The organism is Mariniflexile soesokkakense, from assembly GCF_039650365.1.
In the GTDB taxonomy this organism is placed as follows: domain Bacteria; phylum Bacteroidota; class Bacteroidia; order Flavobacteriales; family Flavobacteriaceae; genus Mariniflexile; species Mariniflexile soesokkakense.
Genome location: NZ_JAZHYP010000003.1, coordinates 622,309 through 648,062, shown reverse-complemented (window position 1 = coordinate 648,062; position 25,754 = coordinate 622,309). Strand labels below are relative to the sequence as shown.

Here is a 25,754-nt window from a genome sequence, read left to right as displayed (position 1 = left end):
GTTTAGGGCCAAAACGGGTGAGGTAACCTCCAAAAAAATAATTGTTAATTAGTTTTTAATGTTATTTGAGTTAGTCGAAAAAACCCAAAATAATTGTTTTGGGTTTTTTTATGATTAAAAATTAATCATTTAAGGATAAATCCTTAATTTCGCACCTCGAAATGAAATTTGATATAAAGAGCATGAAATTCCCTGAATATAAAGGTCTTGACTTGCCAAACGTGGCAGAAGAAATTCTTAGTTATTGGCAAGAAAACAACATATTTGAAAAAAGTGTTTCCACTAGAGAAAACAATGAATCGTTTGTGTTTTTTGAAGGCCCACCTTCTGCAAACGGATTGCCTGGTGTACACCACGTTTTAGCACGGGCTATTAAAGATATTTTCCCTCGTTATAAAACCATGAAAGGTTACCAAGTGAAGCGTAAAGCAGGTTGGGATACACACGGTTTGCCTATTGAATTGGGTGTTGAAAAAGAATTAGGCATCACTAAAGAAGATATTGGAAAAACCATTTCGGTGGAAGATTATAACGCAGCTTGTAGAAAAGCTGTGATGCGCTATACCGATGTTTGGAACGACCTAACCCAAAAAATGGGCTATTGGGTAGACATGAACGATCCATACATTACTTACGAACCAAAATACATGGAGAGTGTATGGTGGTTGCTAAAAGAAATTTACAACAAGAATTTATTATATAAAGGCTATACTATCCAGCCATATTCGCCAAAAGCAGGAACTGGTTTAAGTTCGCACGAGCTAAATCAACCTGGAACTTATCAAGATGTTACCGATACAACGGCGGTTGCGCAGTTTAAAGCAAAACCAGAATCGTTGCCAGACTTTTTACAGAATGAAGGTGATATTCACTTTTTAGCTTGGACCACCACACCTTGGACATTGCCAAGTAACACCGCGCTAACAGTTGGTCCTAAAATAGACTATGTGTTAGTTGAAACTTTCAATCAATATACGTTTGAACCCGTTAAAGTAATTTTAGCTAAAAAGTTGGTTAGCTATCAGTTTTCTGGGAAGTTTAACCACGTTGAAAACAAAGCCGAATTATCAGATTATAAAGCAAATGACAAAAAAATCCCATTTTACATCGTTAAAGAATTTATTGGGAAAGATTTAGTAGGCATCACCTACGAACAACTATTGCCTTACGCATTGCCATACAACAATCCAGAAAATGCTTTTAGAGTGATTTCTGGAGATTTCGTAACCACTGAAGATGGTACAGGTATTGTTCACACCGCACCAACCTTTGGGGCCGATGATGCCTTGGTTGCAAAACAAGCGACACCTGAAGTGCCACCTATGTTGGTGAAAGATGAAAATGGAAATTTAGTGCCATTAGTCGATTTACAAGGTAAATTCCGTCCAGAGATGGGCGAATATGCCGGTAAATATGTGAAGAATGAATATTACAACGATGGTGAAGCACCCGAGCGTTCGGTAGATGTGGAGATTGCCATCAAATTAAAAGAAGAAAACAAAGCCTTTAAGGTTGAAAAATATAAACACAGCTATCCAAACTGTTGGAGAACCGATAAACCGATTCTTTACTACCCGTTAGATTCATGGTTTATTAAAGTAACCGATGTGAAGGACCGCATGTTCGAATTGAACGAAACCATTAACTGGAAGCCAAAAGCAACAGGTACAGGTCGTTTTGGAAACTGGTTGGCAAATGCTAACGATTGGAATTTATCGCGGTCTCGTTATTGGGGCATTCCATTGCCAATTTGGAGAACCGAAGATGGTAAAGAAGAAATCTGTATCGGTTCTGTTGAAGAACTAAAAGCAGAAATGGAACGTGCCGTTCAAGCAGGTATTATGGATGCGGATATTTTCAAGAACTTTGAAGTAGGAAACAATTCCGAAGAAAACTATGCAAAAATCGATTTGCATAAAAACATCGTCGATGAAATCATGTTAGTTTCAGCTTCAGGAAAGCCAATGAAACGCGAAAGCGATTTAATAGATGTTTGGTTCGATTCTGGTTCTATGCCGTATGCACAATGGCATTATCCGTTTGAAAACAAGGATTTAATTGATAAAGGAACATCATATCCCGCCGATTTTATTGCCGAAGGCGTCGATCAAACACGTGGTTGGTTCTATACGCTTCATGCGATTGCCACTATGGTTTTCGATTCGGTAGCCTATAAAAATGTGGTGTCTAACGGATTGGTATTGGACAAAAACGGACAAAAAATGTCCAAACGTTTAGGAAATGCGGTCGATCCGTTTGAAACGTTGTCAACGTATGGTGCCGATGCGACCCGTTGGTACATGATTTCTAATGCCAACCCTTGGGATAATTTAAAATTCGATTTAGAAGGTGTTGAAGAAGTAAAACGTAAATTCTTCGGAACACTTTATAATACCTATTCGTTTTTTCAACTATATGCAAATCTTGATAAATTTACGTATGCAGAAGCAGAAATTTCTATAAATGAACGACCGGAAATTGATAGATGGATACTTTCAGAATTAAATACATTAATCAAGAAAGTTGATGAATTTTACGCAGAGTACGAGCCTACAAAGGCAGCACGCGCTATTTCAGATTTCACACAAGATTATTTAAGTAACTGGTATGTGCGTTTAAGTAGAAGACGTTTCTGGAAAGGCGATTACCAACAAGATAAAATTTCGGCGTACCAAACGCTTTATACGTGTATGGAAACGATAGCAAAACTTGGAGCACCTATCGCACCTTTCTTTATGGATAGATTGTATTTAGATCTGAATGCTACTACCAAAAAAGAAAGCTTCGAAAGTGTGCATTTAGCAAAGTTCCCAGTTTTTGATGAAAGTTTTATAGATAAGAGTTTGGAGCGCAAAATGGAAGCGGCACAAACCATTTCGTCTTTAGTATTATCGTTAAGAGCGAAAGAAAAAATAAAAGTGAGACAGCCACTTCAAAAAATAATGATTCCTGTTTCGAGTAAGCAACAAAAAGAAGAAATTTTAGCGGTTTCCGATTTAATAAAACACGAAGTAAACGTAAAGGAAATTGAACTTTTGGAAGAAGCTTCAGAAATATTGGTAAAACAGATTAAACCAAACTTTAAAACCCTTGGACCTCGTTTTGGAAAGGACATGAAAGCCATTGCTGGAGCAGTTACTAACTTTTTACCGGAAGATATTAACAAAATTGAACAAAATGGTGTTTTGGATATTGAAGTTAATGGAAAAAATATAACTTTAGCCCTAGATGATGTAGAAATTACGTCACAAGATATTGAAGGTTGGTTGGTAGCAAACGAAGGTAATTTAACTGTTGCTTTGGATGTCACCATTTCTGAGGATTTAAGAATGGAAGGTGTTGCTAGAGAACTTGTTAATCGTATTCAGAATTTGCGAAAAGACTCAGGTTTTGAAGTAACAGATAGAATAGATGTTAAATTACAAAATGATGTTCAAATAGTTACGGCTATAAACACAAATATTTCGTATATTAAAGCAGAGACATTAACCGAAGAACTTGAAATTATTGATAAATTAGATAATGGTATAGAAATTGCGTTTGATGATGTAAATACCAAATTGTACATACAAAAACATTAAGATTATGAGTTTAGATTTAAATGTAAGATATTCTGATAAAGATTTAGCCGAATTTAAAGCGCTAATACAAGAGAAAATTGTAAAAGCACAACACGATTTGGAGCTAATTAAAAGTGCGTATATGAACGACCACAATAATGGAACGGAAGATACATCGCCAACTTTTAAAGCTTTTGATGAAGGTAGCGAAGTAATGAGTAAAGAATCTAATTCTGCTTTAGCAATTAGACAGGAAAAATTCATTCGCGATTTAAAAAATGCTTTAATTAGAATTGAGAATAAAACGTACGGTGTTTGTAGGGTTACAGGCAAGTTAATTGCTAAAGAACGTTTAAAATTAGTGCCTCATGCTACCTTAAGTATTGAAGCCAAAAACATGCAATAATAATTTTATAAATTATATATTTGAAACGTCTCTCCCGACAGCTATCGGGATTGAGGCGTTTTTTATTTTAAAATCACGTATTCAATTGTAATTCCAAAATCGTAATTCGTAAATTATTACATGTCATTAAAAAAATCAATCCTACTAATTACCATCATTTTACTTATCGATCAAATAAGTAAAATATACATCAAAACACATTTTAAACTTCAGGAGCATATTGAGGTTTTTAGTTGGTTTCAAATTTATTTTATTGAAAACGATGGTATGGCTTGGGGAACAAAAATTAGTGACTTTGTGTCTTTTATATCAGAACGTACCGCAAAAATATTTTTAACCGTATTTAGAATAGTTGCCATTTTTGGTATTGGATATTGGTTATTTGATGCCACTAAAAATAAAGCATCCAAAATATTAATTTTAGCCATCGCATTAATATTTGCAGGAGCAATGGGAAATATTTTAGATTCTGTGTTTTATGGTGTTTTGTTTGACGATAGTTTTAACCAAGTTGCCACATTTTTACCCGAAGCTGGAGGTTACGATTCTTTATTGCACGGTAAAGTGGTAGATATGCTTTACTTTCCGTTGTTTGAATTAGATTTACCCGAATGGCTCCCTATAGGTGGTGGCAAACGTTTTAATTTTTTCGAACCCGTTTTCAATATTGCCGATATGGCTATAAGTACTGGCTTTATTATGCTTATTGTGTTTAATAAAAAGGCGTTTCCGAAGAAATAATCAAAACCCATAAACCTTCTCAGGCGTCACACAATAATCCAACTTTACATCATCTTCAAAAGCGTTAGAAATTTCGGTTTCAGCTTCAAAAAAAGAGAGTCCAATTTTGAGGGTTTCAGGTTTGCAGTTGCTTAAAAAACGGTCGTAAAAGCCTTTGCCATAGCCTACCCGATTTCCTTTTTTGTCAAAAGCTAAAAGTGGTACAAAAACGACTTCTATTTTATCGTTGGAGATTTCAATACCATCAATGGGTTCTGGTATATTATAGCTATTTTTTTTAATAACGGTATTGTCGGTTAAAAGAAAATGCATCATAGCACCCGTTTCAAAATCACTTTTAGAAATCACAATGTTTTTGTCTTTCCCCGAAAGAATATTCAGAATATAATCAGTGTTTACTTCTTTTTGTTCTTCAATAGCTAAAAAAACGTGGTAAAATGTATACTCCCAAATGGATAATTTTAAAAGTTGATTGGCAATAGCCATACTTAAATCATCAATTTGACTATTTGACAAAGTAATACGAAGCGTTTTATATTTTTTTCGTAATTCGGCTTTTTGCATACTTTTATTAACGTTTAAGCTTTGTGGAAATATGAAACAAAGCATCACCTTGATATACAATAGGCGATTCATTCACATTTATAATATACCCAGAATTTTGTGCTTTTACAGCTTGGTTTAATTTGCCATACGGGTCTGTAATATATCCTAAAATATCGCCTTTTTTTATATGGCTGCTAATGCCAATAGTAGCTCTAAACATGCCCGAAAAACTGGCACGTTGCCACCTGCTCTCATTAATAAAAACAGTGTCTTTTTTGGGTTTGGTAACTTTAGATTGAGAATTTAGCATCCCTAAATGTTTTAAAATACGTTTTGAACCATTAACACCGTGGTTGGTGATATTTTCATCAATATGAAATGATTTGCCACCTTCAAAAAGCAACATGGCTTTTCCTAATTTATAACAGCTGTTTCTAAATGATTTATTTAAGTTTTTAGAATATAAAACAAAGGGCGCAGCAAATACTTTAGCTAATTCATTAAGATGTCTGTTTTCTTTTGAAATGCGTATTTGAGGCGCATTAAAACGTCCAGATCCGCCTGTGTGAAAATCGATTATACAATCTACACAAGGCACAATATCGTGTATCAATTTATGGGCTACCCTACTTGCCAAAGAACCATCAATAGTACCCGGAAATACACGATTTAAATCCCTGCCATCGGGAAACTCGCGCTTTAAGTTTATAAAACCAAAAACATTAATAACGGGAATGCAGATAATAGTGCCAATTTTGGGTTTATTAATGCCGCTAGCTATTAATTGTCTAACAATTTCAACGCCATTTACTTCATCGCCATGAATGCCCGCTGTGAATAACACAATGGGGCCTGGTTTTTTAGCACGTTCAATAATAATGGGTACGTTTACTGGCGATGAGGTGTGAAGATTGGCAACATCAAAATCAATCTCTTTGCTTTCTCCAGGGTATATTTTTGTATCTAGAATAGTTAAAATATTGTTCACTAAAGTCATACGAAACCTAATTTTATTTTAACGATGATGCTTGTTTTTTTCAATATATGTGATGATGCTTTTAGCAATATTTCTACCTGTAGCTTCTTCAATACCTTCTAAACCAGGTGTAGAGTTAACCTCCAAAAGCAAGGGCCCACGTGCCGATTGCAACATATCGACCCCGCAAACAGGCAGCTTAAGAACACGCGATGCGTTCATCGCTAATTTTAATTCTTGATCATCTAACTTTATAACTTGTGCTGAGCCACCACGGTGTAAGTTTGAGCGAAACTCTCCTTCTTTTCCTTGGCGTTTCATAGCTCCCACTACTTGTCCGTCCACAATTAAAGCACGTAAATCGGCACCTTTAGCTTCTTTAATAAATTCTTGAACAATAACGCGTGCTTCCAAACCATTAAAGGCTTCTAAAACAGATTCGGCTGCATTTTTTGTTTCTGCTAAAACCACACCTAACCCTTGTGTACCTTCCAGTAATTTTATAATAACAGGAACGCCTCCAACATGCTCAATTACTTCTTCAACATCGCGCGAATAATTGGTGAAAACGGTTTTTGGCATGCCAATACCCGCTTTGCTTAAACGCTGTAAACTTCTTAATTTATCTCTGGAACGTTGAATGGCATCGGAGGTGGCAATGGTAAATACATTCATCATTTCAAATTGACGTACAACCGCACAACCATAAAAGGTTATAGAAGCTCCAATTCTAGGAATAACCGCATCTACATAGTCTAAATAGCGGTCTTTGTAATAAATGGTTGGTTTTTCTCTTTCAATAATAATATCGCATTTTAAAGGGTCTATAACCTCTACTTTATGACCCCTTTTTTCACCTTCTTCAACAAGTCTGTCGGTGGAATATAGATTCGAGTTTCTAGATAATATAACTATGTTCATAAGGGTTTCGAATTATAAGAAACATTTTCTAAATCTACATCAACCATAAATTTTCGCTTTAAAAATTGCCTGCCAATTAAAACAGGAAATCTCATATCGTTGCGTGTGCTTAAAGTTAGGTTAATCTTGTATGTTTTTCCAAAAAATATGACTTCAGATTTTATTTTATATCGGTTTTCTTTCAACCCGTTACTGCTTTTTACAACGGTACTGGTGTACTCATCAAAGGTAATTTCAGTTTTACCAAAATTTTGGTGCTTATCGCTGTTAAAAACGCATCGTAAAGTGTTGTTTTCTTCAATAATCTCAGAATAATGTATTGTAGACGTATAAGCTCCTGTATCGATTTTAACATCAATATGGAACAATCCCAATTTAGGAAAATCTATTTTATCTACTCTGCCAATTATTCTTTTGTTCATTTTATAATTTTAAAATGTGGCGCAAGTTAACGAATACTTATTAAGCCTCAAAAGTTTAACAGATTTATGCAACTGTATTATATCAATAAAAAATTAAAATAATTACCTTTGGGTGAATGGAAAAACCTACCTTAGAAATACAATTACAAACCTTACCAAATCAACCAGGTGTGTATCAGTATTATGATGCTGAAGGCACTATCATTTACGTTGGAAAAGCCAAAAATTTAAAAAAAAGGGTCAGCAGTTATTTTACCAAAACACACGATAATGGTAAAACACGTGTGTTGGTAAAAAAAATTGTTACCATAAAACATATTGTTGTTGATACCGAAACAGATGCATTGCTACTGGAAAACAACCTAATTAAAAAGTATCAACCCAAATACAATGTGATGCTGAAAGACGACAAATCGTACCCATGGATTTGTATAAAAAACGAACGGTTTCCCAGAGTGTTTTCTACACGACGTGTTTTTAAAGATGGAAGTGATTATTTTGGACCTTATACCAGTATGAAAACGGTTCATACCCTGTTAGATTTAATAAAAGGGCTGTATTCGCTGCGAAATTGTAATTACGATTTATCTGAAAACAAAATAGAAACGGGAAAATATAAAGTATGTTTAGAATACCATTTAGGAAACTGCAAAGGTGCTTGTGAAGGATTTGAAACTGAAAATGAATATCATGAAAATATAATAGCCATAAAAGAAATTTTAAAAGGTAATTTTAAAGATTCACTATCTCAGTTTAAAACTCAAATGAAACAGTATGCTGAAGACATGCATTTTGAAGAGGCTCAAAAAATTAAAGAAAAGATAGAGGTTCTTGAAAACTACCAAGCTAAATCTACCATTGTAAACCCTAAAATTAGTAATGTAGATGTGTTTTCAATAATAAGTGACGAAAGTTATGGATACGTCAATTTTTTACAGTTATCTTACGGATCTATTATCCGTTCCCATACTTTAGAAATTAAAAAGAAATTAGACGAAACAGATTTAGAATTGCTGGAGTTGGCAATTACCGAAATTCGCCAACGTTTTCATTCAAACTCAAAAGAAATATATGTACCTTTTAAAGTGGACTTGGGCAAAGACATTAAAGTAACAATACCTCAATTGGGTGATAAAAAGCATATATTAGACTTATCGCTTAGAAATGCTAAATATTACCGTATGGAGCGTTTTAAGCAAGATAAAATTGTTGACCCCGATAGGCATGCCAATAGAATTATGGCGCAAATGAAAACCGATTTAAGGTTGCATGAAGAACCAAGGCATATAGAATGTTTTGATAACTCAAATATACAAGGCACCCACCCTGTTGCGGCATGTGTGGTTTTTAAAAACGGAAAACCAAGTAAAAAGGATTATAGACATTTTAATATTAAAACCGTTGTTGGTCCAGACGATTTTGCATCGATGGAAGAAGTGGTTTACCGCCGCTACAAGCGTATGATGGATGAAGAACAAGCACTACCACAACTCATCATTATAGATGGCGGTAAAGGGCAATTATCATCGGCATTAAAAAGTTTAGATGCTTTAAACTTAAGGGGGAAAATAGCAATCATCGGAATTGCAAAACGTTTAGAAGAATTATTTTATCCAAACGACCCAATTCCACTATATTTAGATAAGAAAAGCGAAACACTTAAAATAATACAACAGCTTCGTAATGAAGCCCACCGTTTTGGTGTAGAACATCACAGAAATAAACGAAGTAAAACTGCATTGAATACAGAGTTGGAAACAATTCCTGGCATTGGAAAAAAAACAGTGGTAGACTTGTTAAAGCATTTTAAATCTGCAAAGCGAGTTGCCAATGCCAAGTTAGATGAATTAGAACCTGTTGTGGGTGTTTCTAGAGCAGAAAAAATATATAATTATTACCATACTAAATGAAATTTTCGTGATTCAAATTTTAATTGATAAGCAGATGAATAATTTGAATGTTGCATTTAACCATTAATAAACAAATACGAGTTACCAATGAAGTATTTTTTAACATGTCTTGTTTTTATTCTGTGTTTTGAGGGGTTTTCTCAAAACACAGAAAAAGACGATGTTAAAGTTGGCTTAGTTTTAAGTGGCGGTGGCGCAAAAGGATTGGCGCACATTGGCGTGTTAAAAGTTATTGATAGTTTAGGGGTGAAAATAGATTATATAGCAGGCACCAGCATGGGCGCTATTATTGGTTCACTTTATGCTTCAGGCTATACAGGCAATCAACTCGATTCTATCTTTAAAGAACTCGATTTTGACATGTTAATAAATGACGATTTACCAAGGGCCTCCAAAGCCTTTTACGAACGTGATAACTCTGAAAAATATGCGGTAACACTACCATTTGATAATTTTAAAATTAAGTTACCATCGGCACTTTCCCGTGGGCAGAACACATATGCCCTATTTTCAAAACTCACTTTGCATGTTAGTGAAATAAATAACTTTAGTGAATTGCCAATACCTTTTTTCTGTATAGCTACCAATATTGAAACAGGACAAGCCGTTATGTTAGATTCGGGGAACTTAGCACAATCTATTATGGCAAGTGGTGCTCTACCTACTTTATTTCAACCAGTTACTATTAACGGACAAATATTAATTGATGGTGGTGTTGTGAACAATTATCCTATTGATGAATTGCGCGCCAAAGGAATGGATGTTATTATTGGAGTAGATGTACAAGATGGATTGGCAAACAGAGACGAGCTAACGTCTGCCCCAGACGTATTGGTACAAATAAACAATTTCCGAACTATTAATGACATGAAATTGAAGGGTAAAAAAACCGATATCTATATTAAACCCGATATTAAAGATTACTCAGTGGTATCGTTTAGCGAAGGTTCAAAAATTATTGAAAGCGGTAAACAAGCCACTATTGTAAAAATGGATGCTTTAAAAAAATTAACCGATAAAAATTCTTCTAAAACCAACTCTAAACTTAATTATAAAGCTAAAGACAGTATTACAATTAATAATATTGTTATAAAAGGGAATAGTAAATATACCAGAGCTTATATTTTAGGAAAGTTAAAATTAAAAAATAACAAAAAAATTAGTTACAGCTATTTTAACAAAGGTATTAACAACTTAGTTGCTACAAACAATTTCGATTCGTTTGAATATGAATTAAAAAGCATTGAAAATAGAGAAGGTTACGATTTAATAGCCAACTTAAAAGAGACCAATACAACTACCTTTTTAAAATTAGGATTGCATTTTGATGATTTATATAAAAGTGCTGCACTTGTTAATCTAACTAAAAAACGATGGTTGTTTGATAACGATGTGGTTTCATTAGATGTTATTTTAGGCGATAATGTACGTTACAATTTTGAATATTTTATAGATAGAGGGTTTTACTGGAGCATTGGGTTGAAATCCAGATACAATCAATTTAAAAAAGATATTAGCGCAAAACTTTTGTTAGACGACGCTCAAATATCTGGTTCCGAATTAAATAAAATAGATGTCAAATTACAAGATCAAACCAATCAAATTTATGTCCAGACTTTATTCAGAAAAGATTTTTCGTTAAGTGCCGGATTAGAACATAAACGATTAGAAATAAATACCGAAACGCTTACAACAAACAACCAAACCAATCAATTTATATTTGAAAGCACCGATTATTTAAGTGTTTTTGGAGGCTTGAAATTAGACACTTACGACAACAAATATTTTCCAAAAAAAGGTGTTTATTTTGATGGTGATCTACATATGTACTTATATGCTTCTAGTTTTAATGAAAACTTTGAAAACTTTTCGTTAGCAAAGGCAAATATGGGGTATGCCTTTAGTCTTTCAAGTAAATTAGCTTTTAATTTTCAAACAGGAGGTGGTTTTAAAATAGGAGATAAATCAACCCAAACATTAGATTTTGCATTGGGAGGCAATGGTAACAACTTAATCAATAACTTTATTCCGTTTGTGGGTTACGACTTCATTTCTCTTACGGGAAACAGTTATGTAAAAGCTTTTTTTAGTGCAGATTATCAATTATTTAAAAAGCATCACTTAACCTTAGAGGGTAATTGGGCAAATGTAGAAGATGATATTTTTGAAACTGGCGAATGGTTTACCCTTCCAAATTATAGAGGTTACGCCTTAGGGTATGCTATTGAAACTTTTATTGGACCCATCCAAGCAAAATTCAGCTACTCACCAGAGCAGAACCAGAGTTATTGGTTTTTTAATGTCGGTTTTTGGTTTTAAACACCTGTTTTTTTGATTTGCGCGAAAGCGGAAATCTTAAGGTTCTATCACAAAAAATTATTATATTTGTTAGGTTATGCAACTTTTTTGGCAAGACTTATTATTATTTCTACACTTCCTTATCAAGAGAAATCCTGAATAAGCATACTTTATTGTATCTTTATATGTAATTGATTTTTAGTTTATTGCAGCCCTTAAATACAGTTCTAAAGGGTAACTTTATACTTTTTAACTTTTAAAACTTACAATATGCCATTTTATCATAAATTAGGAAGCATTCCGCATAAACGCCATACACAATTTAGAAAATCGGATGGCAGTTTGTATTCCGAACAATTATTTGGAACCATTGGCTTTGATGGTATGTATACAAACAGCTATCATGAGCAGCGACCAACACAAGTAAAGGAAATAAAAAAACAATACAGTGTTATTCCCAAAATTGTTAAAGCAAATAATATTCAATCATACAGGTTAAAAGGCTTTCAAGTAAAACCAGAGCAAGATTATCTAGAAAGTCGAAAAACCGTTTTGGTCAATAAAGACTGTGCCATTATTTTAGCAGCCCCAAAACAACCTACACAAGATTATTTTTATAAAAATACCGATGCCGACGAGCTCATTTTTATTCATAAAGGTTCAGGAAAATTAAGAACCCATTTAGGGAATATCGATTTTAAACATGGTGATTATCTGCTTGTTCCAAGAGGCGTTATTTATAAAATAGATTTTGACACAGAAGACAACCGCTTATTTATAGTTGAATCTCGCCGACCCATTTACACTCCAAAACGTTATAGAAATTGGTTTGGGCAACTTTTGGAACACGCACCCTATTGTGAACGCGATATCCGTCGCCCACAAGAATTAGAAACCCATAACGAAAGTGGGGATTTTCTAATCAAAGTAAAAAAACAAGACGATATCATAGAAATGGTGTATGCATCGCATCCTTTTGACGTAGTTGGCTACGATGGATACAACTATCCGTATGCTTTTTCAATTCACGATTTCGAGCCTATTACGGGGCGAATTCACCAACCGCCACCAGTGCACCAAACTTTTGAAACCGATGCTTTTGTGGTGTGTAGTTTTGTGCCTAGGTTGTATGATTATCACCCATTATCCATTCCCGCACCATACAATCACAGCAATATAGATAGCGATGAGGTATTGTATTACGTAGATGGGGATTTTATGAGTAGAAATGATATTGAAGTAGGACACATTTCATTGCATCCAGCGGGTATTCCTCATGGGCCACATCCCGGAGCTACAGAAAGAAGTATTGGCAAAACCAAAACCGACGAACTCGCTGTGATGGTAGATACTTTTAAGCCATTAATGGTTACCGAAGAAGGCATGAAAATAGCCGATAACGATTATCATAAATCGTGGTTAAGCCCCTAAATCCTCAAAGGGGACTTTTTGAGGCGAAATTTTAAAATATAGTAAAACTAAAATTCAAAATTCGTCCAGTTTTGAATTCCCTCCATTTGGGAGGGTTAGGGAGGGCTTTTTATTATGTATGCATTAGAAAAAATATTTAAAGGCGCGCAAGATTTTTTACCGCTTTTAGGAACAGATTATGTAGAATTCTATGTAGGGAACGCCAAACAATCGGCACACTTTTACAAAACGGCATTTGGGTTTCAATCTTACGCCTATAAAGGTTTAGAAACAGGCTCAAAAGACACCGTGAGTTATGTGCTTAAACAAGACAAAATAAAATTGGTATTAACAACACCATTAACCAGTAAATCACCAATAAACGATCATATTGTAAAACACGGCGATGGCGTAAAAGTAATTGCTCTTTGGGTAGATGATGCTAAAAAATCATATAAGGAAACTATAAGTAGAGGTGCCAAATCATACATGGAACCTGTGGTTGAAAAAGACGAACATGGCGAGGTAGTACGAGCGGGTATTTATACCTATGGCGAAACCGTACATATGTTTGTTGAACGCAAAAACTACAATGGTGCATTTTTACCAGGGTTTCGTGAGTGGAAATCAGATTACAACCCAACACAAGTAGGATTGAAATATATAGACCACATGGTTGGCAATGTAGGTTGGGGACAAATGAATGTTTGGGTAAAATGGTATGAAGATGTTATGGGGTTTGAAAATTTCTTATCGTTTGATGATAAGCAAATCCATACCGAATACTCCGCATTAATGAGTAAAGTAATGAGTAATGGTAATGGGCGAATTAAATTCCCAATAAACGAACCAGCCAAAGGAAAAAAACGTTCTCAAATTGAAGAATATCTCGATTTTTATGAAGGCGCTGGCGTACAACATATAGCCGTAGCCACCGATAATATTATAAAAGCAGTAAGTGAATTAAAATCGCGAGGTGTAGAGTTTTTGTCAACACCCCCTGAAGCATATTATAAAGCAGTTCCCGAAAGATTGCACGAACACCATCACGAGTTACGTGAAGACATAGAAACGCTAAAAAGTTTAGGTATTATGATTGATGCCGATGAAGAAGGCTATTTATTGCAAATTTTCACAAAGCCTGTTGAAGACAGGCCAACCTTATTCTTTGAAATTATTCAGCGCATGGGAGCTCGTGGTTTTGGAGCAGGAAATTTTAAAGCACTTTTCGAATCTATAGAAAGAGAACAAGCTAATAGAGGCACCCTTTAATAAATACTTGAAATTTGAAAAATCGGTCATATTTTTTGTAGCATCTTATATTCAGATTAAAAGTAAATTAATATTAAGGTTTTCTTATAATTACAAACAGTACAAGTTATTTTTATATTTTTGGAACAGTAATTGCCAATTCCTATTTACAATAAAACATGTAAACACAAGAAGTTAGTTCCAATTACCCAAATAAAATGAAAAAGACACTACTTATAATATCGGCAATAATAATCACACAAATAACTTTTGCGCAACAAGAATCGTCATTTGGCGATGGTGAATGGTTTCAGTTTAAAATGAGCTATAGTGGTTTTTTAAAAGCAGGAAATGCCACACTTAATGTAAAAGAAACAAAGCTTGACAATAAAGATGTTTACCACGTAATTGGAAAAGGATGGACATCTGGCATGATAAAATGGTTTTTTAAAGTAAAAGACCGCTATGAAAGCTATTTTGACAAAAACACATTATTGCCTTATAAATTTATCAGAAACATAGACGAAGGTGGGCATACCAAAGACCTTGAAGTGGAATTTGATCAAAAAAACAACAAAGCCTACGTTAACGATAAAAAACACAAAACAAAAACGGAGTTTACTACCAAACCAAATGTTCAAGACATGGTATCAACGTACTATTATTTGCGTAATAAAATTAATGTAAGTACTTTAAAAGTAGGTGATGAAATACGTACCGATATGTTTTTTGATGAAGAAAATTACGGATTCAAATTACAATATTTAGGAACAGAAATTATAGAAACCGATTTTGGTAAAATAGAGTCTTTAAAATTCAGGCCTTATGTAATGGCTGGTCGCGTTTTTAAAGAAGAAGAAAGTTTAACACTTTGGGTGTCAAAAGATAAAAATAAAATACCTTTGCGTATTAAGGCCGATTTAAGAGTGGGTTCTCTACGTGCCGATTTAGAAGCTTTTAAAGGATTAAAGCACCCTTTTAAAATAGTTGTTGATAATTAAAAGACGTTTTGAAATCAAAAATAAACAATCAACTTAGAGAAAAATACAAGGCAATAAACCAAGATTTAGAAGATTATTTAGAAGGCTTATTACATAGTAAACCTATAAATTATTGGGATTATATCCAAACAGATGCCTTGTTAAATCTCCAGATACAGCGTACCGTTTTTCCAGATGAAATGGTATTCATTATGTATCATCAAATAACCGAGTTGTTGTTTAAAATGGTACTTGTTGAAATTGACCAAGTGGCAAAAAGCAAAGAGTTAACTTCTGAATTATTTACTTCCAAATTAATGCGTATTAGCCGCTATTTCGATATCCTCACATCTTCATTTACTATTATGAAAGACGGTATGGACGTCGATCAATACAATAAATTCAGAACAACTTTAACGCCTGCCAGCGGATTTCAAAGTGCCCAATACAGAAAAATTGAATTTGCATCAACCGAACTTATAAATCTTATAGACAAACGATTTAGAGATACTATAGATAGAAATTCTTCCTATGAAAACGCTTTCGAGCATTTATATTGGCAAGCTGCTGGGAAGAATTATAAAACTGGCAAAAAAAGTTACACATTAACAGTTTTTGAGGAAAAATATAAAGACGAATTTATTAGATTTGCCCAGTTTTATAGCACAAATAATTTATACTCCAAATTTAAAGAACTTCCTAAGGAGGCCAAGGAGAACAAAGAGTTAATTAATGCCATGCGCCATTTTGACTATACAGTTAATATAAAATGGGTGATGGCACATTATAATACTGCAAATCATTATTTAAATATAGGCGGAAAAACTGCCGAAGCAACAGGAGGAAGTGAATGGGTAAAATACATGCATCCAAAGTATCAAAAAAGAATATTTTTTCCGAACTTATGGACAAAGCAAGAAATAGAAGAATGGGGAATAAATATTTAGTAATCGTATTAGCATTAATAAGTATAATTTCGTGCAAAGAAAAAGAGCAACCCATAGAAGAAGTTGCCGTAATAGAAAAACCTGCCGATATCTACGAATTTGGTTTTAATTTAAGCAATTTTGTTGTAAAAAGAGACACCGTAAGAAGTGGAGATAGTTTTGGCGTTATTTTAGAGCGAAACAAAATAGGCTATCCAAGAATTTTTTCAATTGCTGAAAAAGCTAGAGATACTTTTGATATTAGACGCCTTCAAATAGGAAAACCATATACACTGCTGTGTTCCAAAGATTCTTTAGAAACGCCTAAATGCTTTATTTATCAACCAAACCAAGAAGAATTTGTGGTGATAAGTTTTCAAGATTCCATCCATGCATATACAAGCAGAAAACCTATTAAATATGTTGAAAAAACAGTAACAGGTGTTTTAAACAGCAGTATATCCCAAGCCTTAGATAAAAAGGGCATTAGTCCTATTTTAACAAATAAGTTAGCAGAACAAATTTATGCTTGGACCATCGATTTTACTCGACTTCAAAAAGGCGATACTTTTAAAGTTATTTATACCGATAAATATATTGATGATACTATTTATGCGGGCATACATAATGTGAAGGCGGTTGTTTTTAATCACAAAAACACACCGTATTATGCCTTTAGATACCGGACTGATTCTATAAAAAACATATACGAATATTATAATGAAGCTGCTAAAGATTTACGTCGTGCCTTCTTAAAAGCACCCGTACAGTTCAGTAGAATTTCTTCTAAATATAATTTAAACAGACGTATTGCGTATTACGGTTTTGCATTACGTCCACACAGAGGTACCGATTTTGCAGCACCAATAGGAACCCCTATTTTAGCAACTGCTAATGGAACGGTTACTGCATCGCAATACAAGGGTGGTAACGGGAATTATGTAAAAATAAGACATAATTCAACTTACGAAACTCAATATTTGCATATGCAAAAGCGTAAAGTTAATGTTGGGCAGCATGTAAAGCAAGGTGATGTGATTGGTTGGATAGGGATGACCGGAAACACAGGAGGGCCACACGTGTGCTATCGTTTTTGGAAAAACGGAAAAGAAGTCGATCCGTTCAAAGAAAAACTATCAAATTCAGAGCCAATTGCAGAATCTTTAAAAGGTGATTATTTAAATTTTATTAGACCGATAAAGGTTAAATTAGATGCGCTACCTATTTTCGATGATTCAAAGAAAGAACAGGCTAAAACTACTATAACTCAAAAAGAATAGATTATGGCACTACCAACTATCAACCCAACAACAACAAATGCTTGGAAAAAACTTCAAGAGCATTTTAATAAAGTTAGTAACAATCATATGAAAGATTTGTTTGCTCAAGATAAAGACAGGGCAAATAAGTTTACGATTAATTGGGATGATTTTTATGTAGATTTTTCCAAAAACAGAATTACAGAAGAAACCTTAAAGCATCTATTGGAATTAGCCGATGAGGTGAAGTTGAAAGATGCTATTAAAAGTCAGTTTTCTGGTGAAATAATAAATGAAACCGAAGGTCGTGCCGTTTTACACACGGCACTACGCGCACCGAAAGATGCTAATTTTAAGGTAGATAGCGTGAACGTAATGCCAGAAGTATATGCCGTAAAACAAAAAATAGAAGCGTTTACAAATCAAGTTGTGAATGGCGAACTTAAAGGCTTTACTGGAAAAGCATTTACCGATGTCGTAAATATTGGTATTGGTGGATCCGATTTAGGGCCAGCTATGGTTGTAGATGCCCTTCAATATTACAAAAACCACTTAACAACTCATTTTGTGAGCAATGTAGATGGCGACCATGTAAATGAAGTTATTAAAAAACTAAATCCCGAAACTACGTTGTTTGTAATCGTTTCAAAAACGTTTACAACGCAAGAAACACTTTCTAACGCTAACACGCTGAAAGCTTGGTTTTTAAAATCGGCGAATGAAGAAGCTATTGCAAAACAATTCGTAGCGGTATCAACCAACATCCAAAATGTAAAAGCTTTTGGTATTGATGAAAATAACATTTTCCCAATGTGGGATTGGGTTGGAGGCCGTTTTTCATTATGGAGCGCCGTTGGTTTAACCATAAGTTTAGCTGTTGGATATAAAAATTTTGATAGCTTATTGCACGGTGCTAACAAAATGGACGAGCACTTTAAAAATGAAGATTTTAAAACCAATATCCCTGTTGTTTTAGCATTAATCAGTGTTTGGTATAATAACTTTTTTAAAGCTGAAAGTGAAGCTATTATACCATATTCTCAATACCTAAACCAATTTGCTACCTACCTTCAACAAGGTATTATGGAAAGTAATGGCAAAAGCGTTGATAGAAACGGAAACCCAATAGATTACCAAACAGGCACTATAATTTGGGGAGAACCAGGAACCAATTCGCAACACGCATTCTTCCAATTAATACACCAAGGAACAAAATTGATTCCTGCTGATTTTATAGGTTTTACAAAATCATTACACGGAAATCAAGATCATCAAGACAAATTGATGTCTAACTTTTTAGCGCAAACTGAAGCGCTATTAAATGGAAAAACCGAAAAAGAAGTTTTAGCCGAAGGAGCTTCGGAAGCATTAAAACCTTTTAAAGTTTTTCAAGGAAATAAACCAACCAATACCATTTTTATTAACAAACTAACCCCAGAAAGTTTAGGGAAATTAATAGCGATGTACGAACATAAAATATTTGTACAAGGTATTATTTGGAATATATTTAGTTACGACCAATTTGGTGTCGAGTTAGGCAAGCAATTAGCTAGTAAAATTTTACAAGAATTTAACAATAGTACTAGCAATTCGCATGATTCATCTACTCAAAATTTATTGAATCATTATAAGAAAATGTCTTAAAAACACGTTGTAATTCTCATCAAAAATCTTAAAGCATTCATATAAAAAATATGGATGCTTTTTTGTTTTTTTAATTATAAGTGTTTAATATGTTAACAATTACATAATAATCGTACGATATTAATACGTATTTTTGCCTCGACTAATTCAATTAATTAATCTTTATTATGAAAAAAACTACTCAATTATTATTGATGGCTGTAGCGTTTTTGTTCTCTACAGTTATAATGGCTCAAAGTACCGTAACAGGTACTATTGTGGATGCCGAAATTAATTCGCCACTACCAGGTGCGAATGTTGTCGAAAAAGGAACTACCAATGGTGTTTCTTCAGATTTTGACGGTAAGTTTAAATTAGAAACTACTGCAACTACCGGTCAAATTGTTATTTCTTTTGTTGGTTACGGTTCAGTTACTTTAAAATTTACTGGAAGTGCTAATTTGGGAAATATTAAATTAACACCAGACAATTCACTAGACGAGATAGTGATTATTGGATCTGGGGTTATCGATTTGGCTGAAGGAAGGAAAACACCAATTGCGGTGTCTACAATTAAGGCAAATCAAATTCAAGAAAAAACAGGAACTTCAGATTTGCCAGAAATTTTGAAATCAACACCATCTGTACAATCTATACAAGGTGGAGGTTTTGGAGAAGGGCAAATGTTTTTAAGAGGCTTTGACCAAGTTAATACGGCATTTTTATTAAACGGTCAACCAATAAATAGTCCTGAAGACGGAAGAATGTTTTGGTCTAACTGGTCGGGGGTATTAGATGTGGCACAAGCAGTACAAGTACAGCGTGGTTTGGGGTCTTCTAAATTGGCAATATCTTCTGTTGGAGGTACCGTAAACATTGTGACTAAAACAATTGACAGGAAAGAAGGCGGCTTTGTACAACAAATGATTGCTAATGATAATTACACAAAAACAACTGCATCATATTCAACAGGATTAATGGAAAGTGGTTGGGCATTTTCCGCATTATTAGGTCACTGGCAAGGTGAAGGTTATGTTGAAGATACCGATGGGCAAGGACAAACCTATTTTATATCTTTAGGTTACAAGGCTAATGATAATAATATATTCAATTTCATGATAACAGGTGCACCTCAGTGGCATGCAACTTCTGGATTTTATGATTTGGAGACACTTTTAGATAATGGCAGAAAATATAATACGGCATATTCAGGTGTAGATAGTCCAAATTTATTGCAAAGTGGCAATTATCCAACTGGTAGAAATGTTTACCATAAACCCGTTGCTAATTTAAGCTGGGATTTAACTATTAATGATCAATCGTCATTATCAACGGTCTTATATGCATCTGCCGGAAGAGGTACTTTTGCATCCACCAGAACAGGAGGCACGCCCAGAGTTCCGCAATATGCTAGAGGTTCAAACAACAATCATAATTGGTATGGTTTAATAACTAACTATAATAACGATTTAAACGAAAACTTAAGTCTTAATTTTGGTGCAGATGTACGATTATATAATGGAATTCATTTTAGAAGTGTTAATGAATTTTTATCAATAGATTCATTAGGAGCATCGAGTACTTACAATGGAGGTTCTTATCAGGTTACTGAAGTTTTTGGAGGTATTAACCCATGGAATGTGTTCTTTAATACCAATGATGATCACGCCCAACGTTTACACGGTTCTGGAAATTATGATTACGAAGAGGATATTAATTATGCTGGATTTTTTGGACAACTAGAATATTCAAAAGATAATTTTTCAGCCTTTTTTCAAGGGTCTGCCTCCACACAATCTCATGTAAGAACAGAGTATGCTAACGCATCAACTTTAGGGCAATCTGAAGAATCTGAAAAAGTGGATAAGCCAGGTTTTAATGTAAAAGCAGGCGCTTCTTATAATCTTAATAATAGCAATATAGTTTTTGCTAATGTTGGGTATTATTCTCGTCAACCATTTCATAGTGATTTGTTTGTAGATGATAGATCTTCTAATCAGTTAAACCCTTTAGTTGAAGGAAATCAAAAAATTACGGGCTTAGAAGCTGGTTATAAGTTTTTAGGCGATTTAGTATCAGCTAATTTCAATATTTACCATACTACTTGGGATAACAAAATTGATTATAGTTCTAGAGACACAAATGGTGATAATTTTAATGATGAATTTACTACAACAAGCCCATTAAAGCAAGTTCATATGGGTGTGGAATTAGAAGTTTTCACTCGTTTTACTGATAGGTTAAGCATAAATGGATTTGTATCTGTTGGTAATTGGGAATATAATGGAAATATTACGACGAGAATAACTGATGATAACGGAAATGTTGTAGCTACTGGAGATACTAGCTATATTGATGGTGTTAAAATTGGACAAGCAGCTCAATTTACTGCTGGTATTACTGCAGATTATGAAATCTTACCACGTTTAAAAGTTGGTGCTAACTGGAATCAATATGATAATTTATATGGGAATTCTGATTTTTCTGGTGCAGAATTTGCAACCCAAGATAACAGAGGCGCCATTAAATTACCATCTTATGATACGGTTGATACGGGATTATCATATAAAATGCTATTAGGAAAAAATGACGATAAGTCATTACAAATCCGAGTGAATATCAATAATGTTTTTGATGAAGTTTATATAGAAAACTCAAGAGATAATATTCATATAGATTCTGGCGATATTGCTTGGAAAGGTGTTAATGTTGATAATGGCGTAAGATTCGGTTACGGAAGAACTTGGAACTTTAGCATGCGTTACAATTTCTAATCAAATTAAAAGCTGAAAAAACAAAAACGCGAAGCACCCTAGCTTCGCGTTTTTTTATGCTATTTTTTTCCAATTCTTAACTAATAAAAAACAACAAATACATGTTAAAATACACAACCCTAAAGCTGAAAGTGTTTTGCCATAAATAAAATACCCCGTAGCGAATAAAAAGCTGTAAGTCCCAATAATTCCTAAAAAGAATGCTAATATTTTATAACCTATATTTTTAAACTTGCTCTCATTACCATAAACCAAGCTTTCAAACGTTGCTAAGGTTTCAACATCCGATTGTTTTGTTAAAAGCGTTACAACAACCCATCCAACAGTTGTTAAAACAACACCTAAAACTAATTGCATATACCCCGCCATTGTAAACCATGGCACATCTAATTTACCATTTATAAAAAAGACAATAGCTATTATAAAAGAGATAACCATGGCCGCTATTTCGCTAAATGGATTGATTCGTTTCCAAAACCAACGCATAATAAACAACAAGCCTGTTCCCGCCCCTATTTGTAACAGCAAATCGAACACATCTTTAGCCGATTTAATATAAAACGAAAAAAGTGCAGCACAAACCATAAGTAAAACGGTAGAAATTCTTCCAACTAAAACCTTTTGGTTTTCTGAAGCCTTTTTATTTATAAATCTGCCATAAAAATCGTTGACAATATAGGAACTGCCCCAGTTTAACTGTGTTGAAATGGTACTCATAAACGCCGCTATTAACGATGTTAAAACTATCCCTATTAAACCCGCTGGCAAATACGTCATCATAGCAGCATAGGCAACATCATGCCCTTGCATATCTACATTTAAATTAGGGAATGCCGTATTGATACTTTCTAAGGTTGGAAAAATAACCAAAGATGCCAAACCAACTAAAATCCATGGCCACGGACGTAAAGCATAGTGCGCGAAATTAAAAAACAAGGTTGCCCACGTAGCATTTTTTTCATCTTTAGCAGCTAACATACGTTGAGCTATATAACCCCCACCACCAGGTTCGGCACCAGGGTACCAAGTACTCCACCACTGAACAGCAAACGGAATTATGAATAAAGTTATTAACGCTTCAGTATTTGAAAAATCTGGCAGAATGTTTAATTTACTACTTACGTTTGCGTGAGAAAGCAACGTACCCATCCCTCCTATTTCAGGAAGATTTACAATATAAATGGTTGCCCAAACAGAACCCACCATTGCAATAATAAATTGAATGAAATCGGTTATTAACACCCCTTTTAAACCACCTAAAGACGAATAAATTACAACTATAATTGAAGAATACAATAAGGTTTCTACTTGTGAAATTCCTAATAAAATACTAGCAATTTTAGCACCTGCCAAACAAACACCAGCCATGGTAATGACATTAAAAATAACTCCCAAATAAATAGCGCGAAAACCTCTTAAAAAACCAGCCGATTTACCTGAATACCGCAATTCATAAAACTCCAAATCGGTTGAAATTCCCGATTTACGCCATAATTTGGCATAAAAAAAAACGGTTAACATGCCCGTAAGTAACATAGCCCACCAAACCCAGTTACCAGATACGCCATTTTTTCTAACCAGTTCGGTTACCAATCCGGGTGTATCGGCAGCAAAGGTGGTTGCTACCATAGAAACCCCTAGCAGCCACCAAGGCATATTGCGCCCCGATAAAAAAAACTCGGTAGAATCTTTCCCTGCTTGTCGTGATACCCAAACCCCAACAAAAAGAGATAATAGAAAAAAGATAATGATGATTGCAATGTCTAAAACAGAAAGGTTTACCATATAATTTTACATTTTTGCGACTACACTTTTTTAATCACATTTGTAACAATGCCCCAAATTATAAAATTGTTTTCACTTGTAATTTTTATAATGGGATAATTTGGGTTTTCTGGTTGTAACCAAACCCCATCTCTGTCTACTTTTAAACGTTTTACGGTAAATTCACCATCTAAAAAACAAACCGCAATTTTGTTATTTTCGGGTTCTAAACTTCTGTCTATAACCAATAAATCGTTATCGTCTAATCCTGCGCCAATCATAGATTGTCCGCTTACACGTGCAAAAAAAGTGGCTTCTTTGTTTTTTATAAGTTCTCTATCAAGTGATAAGCGCTTTTCTTTAAAATCTTCAGCCGGAGAAGGAAACCCTGCCGAAATACCTGTTTCGAAAAATAAGGCGCCTAAACTATTCGACGCTTCTGGAGTGAAAAAGTTTAGATTATTAGATTGATGTAATATCATTTTATATAATGTTTCTTTTTTGCGTTAGGGATTGAAGCAAGCTACCGTGTAGTGCGTAAAGCCCGACCCTCCCGACGCTTCGGGATGGTAACGCCCTATTAAAATTATTTATTCTGTTTTTAAATTTAGTTCTAATTTTTGAAACCTTAATCTTTGAATAGAAATTATTTCACTTTAATAATATCTTTAATATTAGTGGTGTATCGTGGTGATAAGCGTTCTTGTCGCATTTTCCAGGTACGTTTTAAATCTTGATTACCTATTTTAATTTTATAATCGGCATACTTAGCATTTAAACCATCGATGGCACGCATAAGCGGTTTATGTTTTGGGTTTTCGTGATCAAACAACTGCAATTGATGGTTGGTAGTTGGCACTAAGCCCATAACCACAACGCCTGCACGTTTATATTTTATACCTGTTTTAAAAATACCCGCAACAGCCTTTACCGCTTCTTGACTGATAATTAAACTGGAATCGGTGGGATAGGTTAAACTTACTAGCCTACTGGCACGGTGCTGCTCTAAATCCTTTTTATGCCTATCACTACTTAATACCACATAAATAACATGGCAACTAGAACCTTGTTTGCGTAGTTTTTCGGCACAACTTGTTGCAAAGGTTGAAATGCGCTCTTTTATATTATCGATATCTGAAAAAGTATATTCAAAACTTCGGGTGGTGGCAATGGCCTGTTTCGTTTTAACTTCATCTAACTGCAAGGTAGGAATCCCTTCTAAGTCTTTTTTAAGTTTCCATTCGGTAATCGAGAAGTTTTTACGCACCCAATCGTCTGGAAGTAATACAAAATCTAATGCCGTGTTACATCCTTTTGCTTTCAATCGCTTTGTTAAGCCACGACCAATGCCCCAAACATCTTCAATTTTAATCCATTTTAAAGCTTTAATGCGCTTTTCTTCAGAATCAATAACATAAACACCTTTGGTTTGGTCTGGAAATTTACGAGCTATTTTATTGGCCACTTTACTTAATGCTTTTGTTGGCGCTACACCAACACAGGTTGGGATGCCTGTCCATTTTAAAATACGGGTTCTTATCTCGCTTCCATAATCATTAAAATTATAATTTTCAAAACCTTTAAATTGAATAAAAGCTTCGTCTATACTATATACCTCAACATCGGGCGTGAATTGTTCTAGAATAGCCATAACACGACTGCTCATATCGCCATACAACGGATAGTTGGATGAAAACACTTGTATGTTGTTTTCTTTACAGAAACCTTCCCACTTAAAAATAGGTGCTCCCATGGGCAAGCCAACAGTTTTAGCTTCATCACTACGCGAGATAACACAGCCATCATTATTACTTAAAATAGCAATGGGTTTGTTGCGTAAATTGGGGTTAAAAGTGCGTTCGCAAGACGCATAAAAATTGTTACAATCTACTAGGGCGTACATAAAAGCAAAGATACAATTTTTGCTTACCTTTTTATTTCTTCTAGACCTCACAAGTTTTAAAAACCCGTGAGGTCGTCTTTCATC

At 34.3% G+C, this 25,754-nt stretch carries 19 protein-coding genes; 12 read left to right on the top strand and 7 right to left on the bottom strand.

Annotated elements, in window-relative coordinates:
• Nucleotides 1-161: 161 nt before the first annotated feature.
• From ileS to VP395_RS09625, 3 genes are all read left to right on the top strand, one after another.
• The gene (ileS, locus tag VP395_RS09635) at nt 162-3,581 is read left to right on the top strand and encodes an isoleucine--tRNA ligase (RefSeq protein ID WP_346241775.1); all 3,420 of its coding nucleotides are present in this window, start codon (nt 162-164) and stop codon (nt 3,579-3,581) included.
• A gap of 4 nt (nt 3,582-3,585) precedes the next feature.
• Nucleotides 3,586-3,966 (top strand): TraR/DksA family transcriptional regulator, encoded by a 381-nt coding sequence (locus tag VP395_RS09630; protein WP_346241774.1) that lies wholly within the window; start codon nt 3,586-3,588, stop codon nt 3,964-3,966.
• A gap of 120 nt (nt 3,967-4,086) precedes the next feature.
• Nucleotides 4,087-4,707: a lipoprotein signal peptidase gene (locus VP395_RS09625; RefSeq protein WP_346241773.1), complete on the top strand. Its 621-nt coding sequence runs from the start codon at nt 4,087-4,089 to the stop codon at nt 4,705-4,707.
• Here the strand turns inward: VP395_RS09625 and VP395_RS09620 are convergent, their stop codons facing one another.
• Genes VP395_RS09620 through VP395_RS09605 form a run of 4 tightly spaced genes read right to left on the bottom strand, consistent with a single transcriptional unit; the run spans nt 4,708 to nt 7,572 of the window.
• Nucleotides 4,708-5,271: a 5-formyltetrahydrofolate cyclo-ligase gene (locus VP395_RS09620; protein ID WP_346241772.1), complete on the bottom strand. Its 564-nt coding sequence runs from the start codon at nt 5,269-5,271 to the stop codon at nt 4,708-4,710.
• 7 nt (nt 5,272-5,278) lie between these two features.
• The gene (locus tag VP395_RS09615) at nt 5,279-6,250 is read right to left on the bottom strand and encodes a succinylglutamate desuccinylase/aspartoacylase family protein (protein WP_346241771.1); all 972 of its coding nucleotides are present in this window, start codon (nt 6,248-6,250) and stop codon (nt 5,279-5,281) included.
• An 18-nt stretch (nt 6,251-6,268) separates the two neighbouring features.
• Nucleotides 6,269-7,150 carry a 30S ribosomal protein S6--L-glutamate ligase gene (gene rimK, locus VP395_RS09610; RefSeq protein ID WP_346241770.1) on the bottom strand — a complete coding sequence of 294 codons (882 nt, stop codon included), beginning with the start codon at nt 7,148-7,150 and terminating at the stop codon, nt 6,269-6,271.
• Nucleotides 7,147-7,572 (bottom strand): ATP-dependent zinc protease family protein, encoded by a 426-nt coding sequence (locus tag VP395_RS09605; RefSeq protein ID WP_346241769.1) that lies wholly within the window; start codon nt 7,570-7,572, stop codon nt 7,147-7,149. Before VP395_RS09605 ends, rimK begins: the two co-directional genes overlap by 4 nt.
• Before the next feature lie 116 nt (nt 7,573-7,688).
• Between VP395_RS09605 and uvrC the strand changes: the two genes are divergently transcribed.
• The 9 genes from uvrC (at nt 7,689) to VP395_RS09560 (ending at nt 22,003) form a co-directional block, all read left to right on the top strand.
• The gene (gene uvrC, locus VP395_RS09600) at nt 7,689-9,482 is read left to right on the top strand and encodes an excinuclease ABC subunit UvrC (RefSeq protein ID WP_346241768.1); all 1,794 of its coding nucleotides are present in this window, start codon (nt 7,689-7,691) and stop codon (nt 9,480-9,482) included.
• 87 nt (nt 9,483-9,569) lie between these two features.
• Complete coding sequence (locus tag VP395_RS09595; RefSeq protein ID WP_346241767.1) at nt 9,570-11,801, top strand: patatin-like phospholipase family protein; 2,232 nt, start codon at nt 9,570-9,572, stop codon at nt 11,799-11,801.
• Nucleotides 11,802-12,050: 249 nt separating this feature from the next.
• A complete protein-coding gene (locus VP395_RS09590) occupies nt 12,051-13,211 on the top strand; it encodes a homogentisate 1,2-dioxygenase (protein ID WP_346241766.1) in 1,161 nt (386 codons plus the stop codon).
• Nucleotides 13,212-13,325: 114 nt separating this feature from the next.
• A complete protein-coding gene (gene hppD / locus VP395_RS09585) occupies nt 13,326-14,462 on the top strand; it encodes a 4-hydroxyphenylpyruvate dioxygenase (protein WP_346241765.1) in 1,137 nt (378 codons plus the stop codon).
• A gap of 197 nt (nt 14,463-14,659) precedes the next feature.
• Nucleotides 14,660-15,442: a DUF3108 domain-containing protein gene (locus VP395_RS09580; RefSeq protein WP_346241764.1), complete on the top strand. Its 783-nt coding sequence runs from the start codon at nt 14,660-14,662 to the stop codon at nt 15,440-15,442.
• Between the two features lie 8 nt (nt 15,443-15,450).
• Nucleotides 15,451-16,368: a tryptophan 2,3-dioxygenase family protein gene (locus VP395_RS09575; protein WP_346241763.1), complete on the top strand. Its 918-nt coding sequence runs from the start codon at nt 15,451-15,453 to the stop codon at nt 16,366-16,368.
• On the top strand, nt 16,326-17,627 hold the full coding sequence (locus VP395_RS09570; protein ID WP_346241762.1) for a peptidoglycan DD-metalloendopeptidase family protein: 1,302 nt from the start codon (nt 16,326-16,328) through the stop codon (nt 17,625-17,627). The genes VP395_RS09575 and VP395_RS09570 overlap by 43 nt, the downstream gene beginning before the upstream one ends.
• A 3-nt stretch (nt 17,628-17,630) precedes the next feature.
• A complete protein-coding gene (gene pgi, locus VP395_RS09565) occupies nt 17,631-19,250 on the top strand; it encodes a glucose-6-phosphate isomerase (protein WP_346241761.1) in 1,620 nt (539 codons plus the stop codon).
• Nucleotides 19,251-19,417: 167 nt separating this feature from the next.
• Complete coding sequence (locus VP395_RS09560) at nt 19,418-22,003, top strand: TonB-dependent receptor (RefSeq protein ID WP_346241760.1); 2,586 nt, start codon at nt 19,418-19,420, stop codon at nt 22,001-22,003.
• 54 nt (nt 22,004-22,057) lie between these two features.
• Here VP395_RS09560 and VP395_RS09555 read toward each other — a convergent pair whose 3' ends face one another.
• The 3 genes from VP395_RS09555 to VP395_RS09545 all read right to left on the bottom strand — a co-directional run bounded on the left by VP395_RS09555 (nt 22,058) and on the right by VP395_RS09545 (nt 25,670).
• Nucleotides 22,058-23,788 carry a sodium:solute symporter family protein gene (locus VP395_RS09555; RefSeq protein ID WP_346241759.1) on the bottom strand — a complete coding sequence of 577 codons (1,731 nt, stop codon included), beginning with the start codon at nt 23,786-23,788 and terminating at the stop codon, nt 22,058-22,060.
• 20 nt (nt 23,789-23,808) lie between these two features.
• Nucleotides 23,809-24,249 (bottom strand): LexA family protein, encoded by a 441-nt coding sequence (locus VP395_RS09550; RefSeq protein WP_346241758.1) that lies wholly within the window; start codon nt 24,247-24,249, stop codon nt 23,809-23,811.
• 164 nt (nt 24,250-24,413) lie between these two features.
• Nucleotides 24,414-25,670, bottom strand: a complete 1,257-nt coding sequence (locus VP395_RS09545; RefSeq protein ID WP_346241757.1) for a Y-family DNA polymerase — start codon at nt 25,668-25,670, stop codon at nt 24,414-24,416.
• Nucleotides 25,671-25,754 lie beyond the last annotated feature (84 nt).

Excerpts from the sequence above, each read along its gene's own strand:
- ileS (WP_346241775.1), top strand. The coding sequence starts at position 162 with ATGAAATTTGATATAAAGAGCATGAAATTCCCTGAATATAAAGGTCTT.
- VP395_RS09630 (WP_346241774.1), top strand. The coding sequence starts at position 3,586 with ATGAGTTTAGATTTAAATGTAAGATATTCTGATAAAGATTTAGCCGAA.
- VP395_RS09625 (WP_346241773.1), top strand. The coding sequence starts at position 4,087 with ATGTCATTAAAAAAATCAATCCTACTAATTACCATCATTTTACTTATC.
- VP395_RS09620 (WP_346241772.1), bottom strand. The coding sequence starts at position 5,271 with ATGCAAAAAGCCGAATTACGAAAAAAATATAAAACGCTTCGTATTACT.
- VP395_RS09615 (WP_346241771.1), bottom strand. The coding sequence starts at position 6,250 with ATGACTTTAGTGAACAATATTTTAACTATTCTAGATACAAAAATATAC.
- rimK (WP_346241770.1), bottom strand. The coding sequence starts at position 7,150 with ATGAACATAGTTATATTATCTAGAAACTCGAATCTATATTCCACCGAC.
- VP395_RS09605 (WP_346241769.1), bottom strand. The coding sequence starts at position 7,572 with ATGAACAAAAGAATAATTGGCAGAGTAGATAAAATAGATTTTCCTAAA.
- uvrC (WP_346241768.1), top strand. The coding sequence starts at position 7,689 with ATGGAAAAACCTACCTTAGAAATACAATTACAAACCTTACCAAATCAA.
- VP395_RS09595 (WP_346241767.1), top strand. The coding sequence starts at position 9,570 with ATGAAGTATTTTTTAACATGTCTTGTTTTTATTCTGTGTTTTGAGGGG.
- VP395_RS09590 (WP_346241766.1), top strand. The coding sequence starts at position 12,051 with ATGCCATTTTATCATAAATTAGGAAGCATTCCGCATAAACGCCATACA.
- hppD (WP_346241765.1), top strand. The coding sequence starts at position 13,326 with ATGTATGCATTAGAAAAAATATTTAAAGGCGCGCAAGATTTTTTACCG.
- VP395_RS09580 (WP_346241764.1), top strand. The coding sequence starts at position 14,660 with ATGAAAAAGACACTACTTATAATATCGGCAATAATAATCACACAAATA.
- VP395_RS09570 (WP_346241762.1), top strand. The coding sequence starts at position 16,326 with ATGGACAAAGCAAGAAATAGAAGAATGGGGAATAAATATTTAGTAATC.
- pgi (WP_346241761.1), top strand. The coding sequence starts at position 17,631 with ATGGCACTACCAACTATCAACCCAACAACAACAAATGCTTGGAAAAAA.
- VP395_RS09560 (WP_346241760.1), top strand. The coding sequence starts at position 19,418 with ATGAAAAAAACTACTCAATTATTATTGATGGCTGTAGCGTTTTTGTTC.
- VP395_RS09555 (WP_346241759.1), bottom strand. The coding sequence starts at position 23,788 with ATGGTAAACCTTTCTGTTTTAGACATTGCAATCATCATTATCTTTTTT.
- VP395_RS09550 (WP_346241758.1), bottom strand. The coding sequence starts at position 24,249 with ATGATATTACATCAATCTAATAATCTAAACTTTTTCACTCCAGAAGCG.
- VP395_RS09545 (WP_346241757.1), bottom strand. The coding sequence starts at position 25,670 with ATGTACGCCCTAGTAGATTGTAACAATTTTTATGCGTCTTGCGAACGC.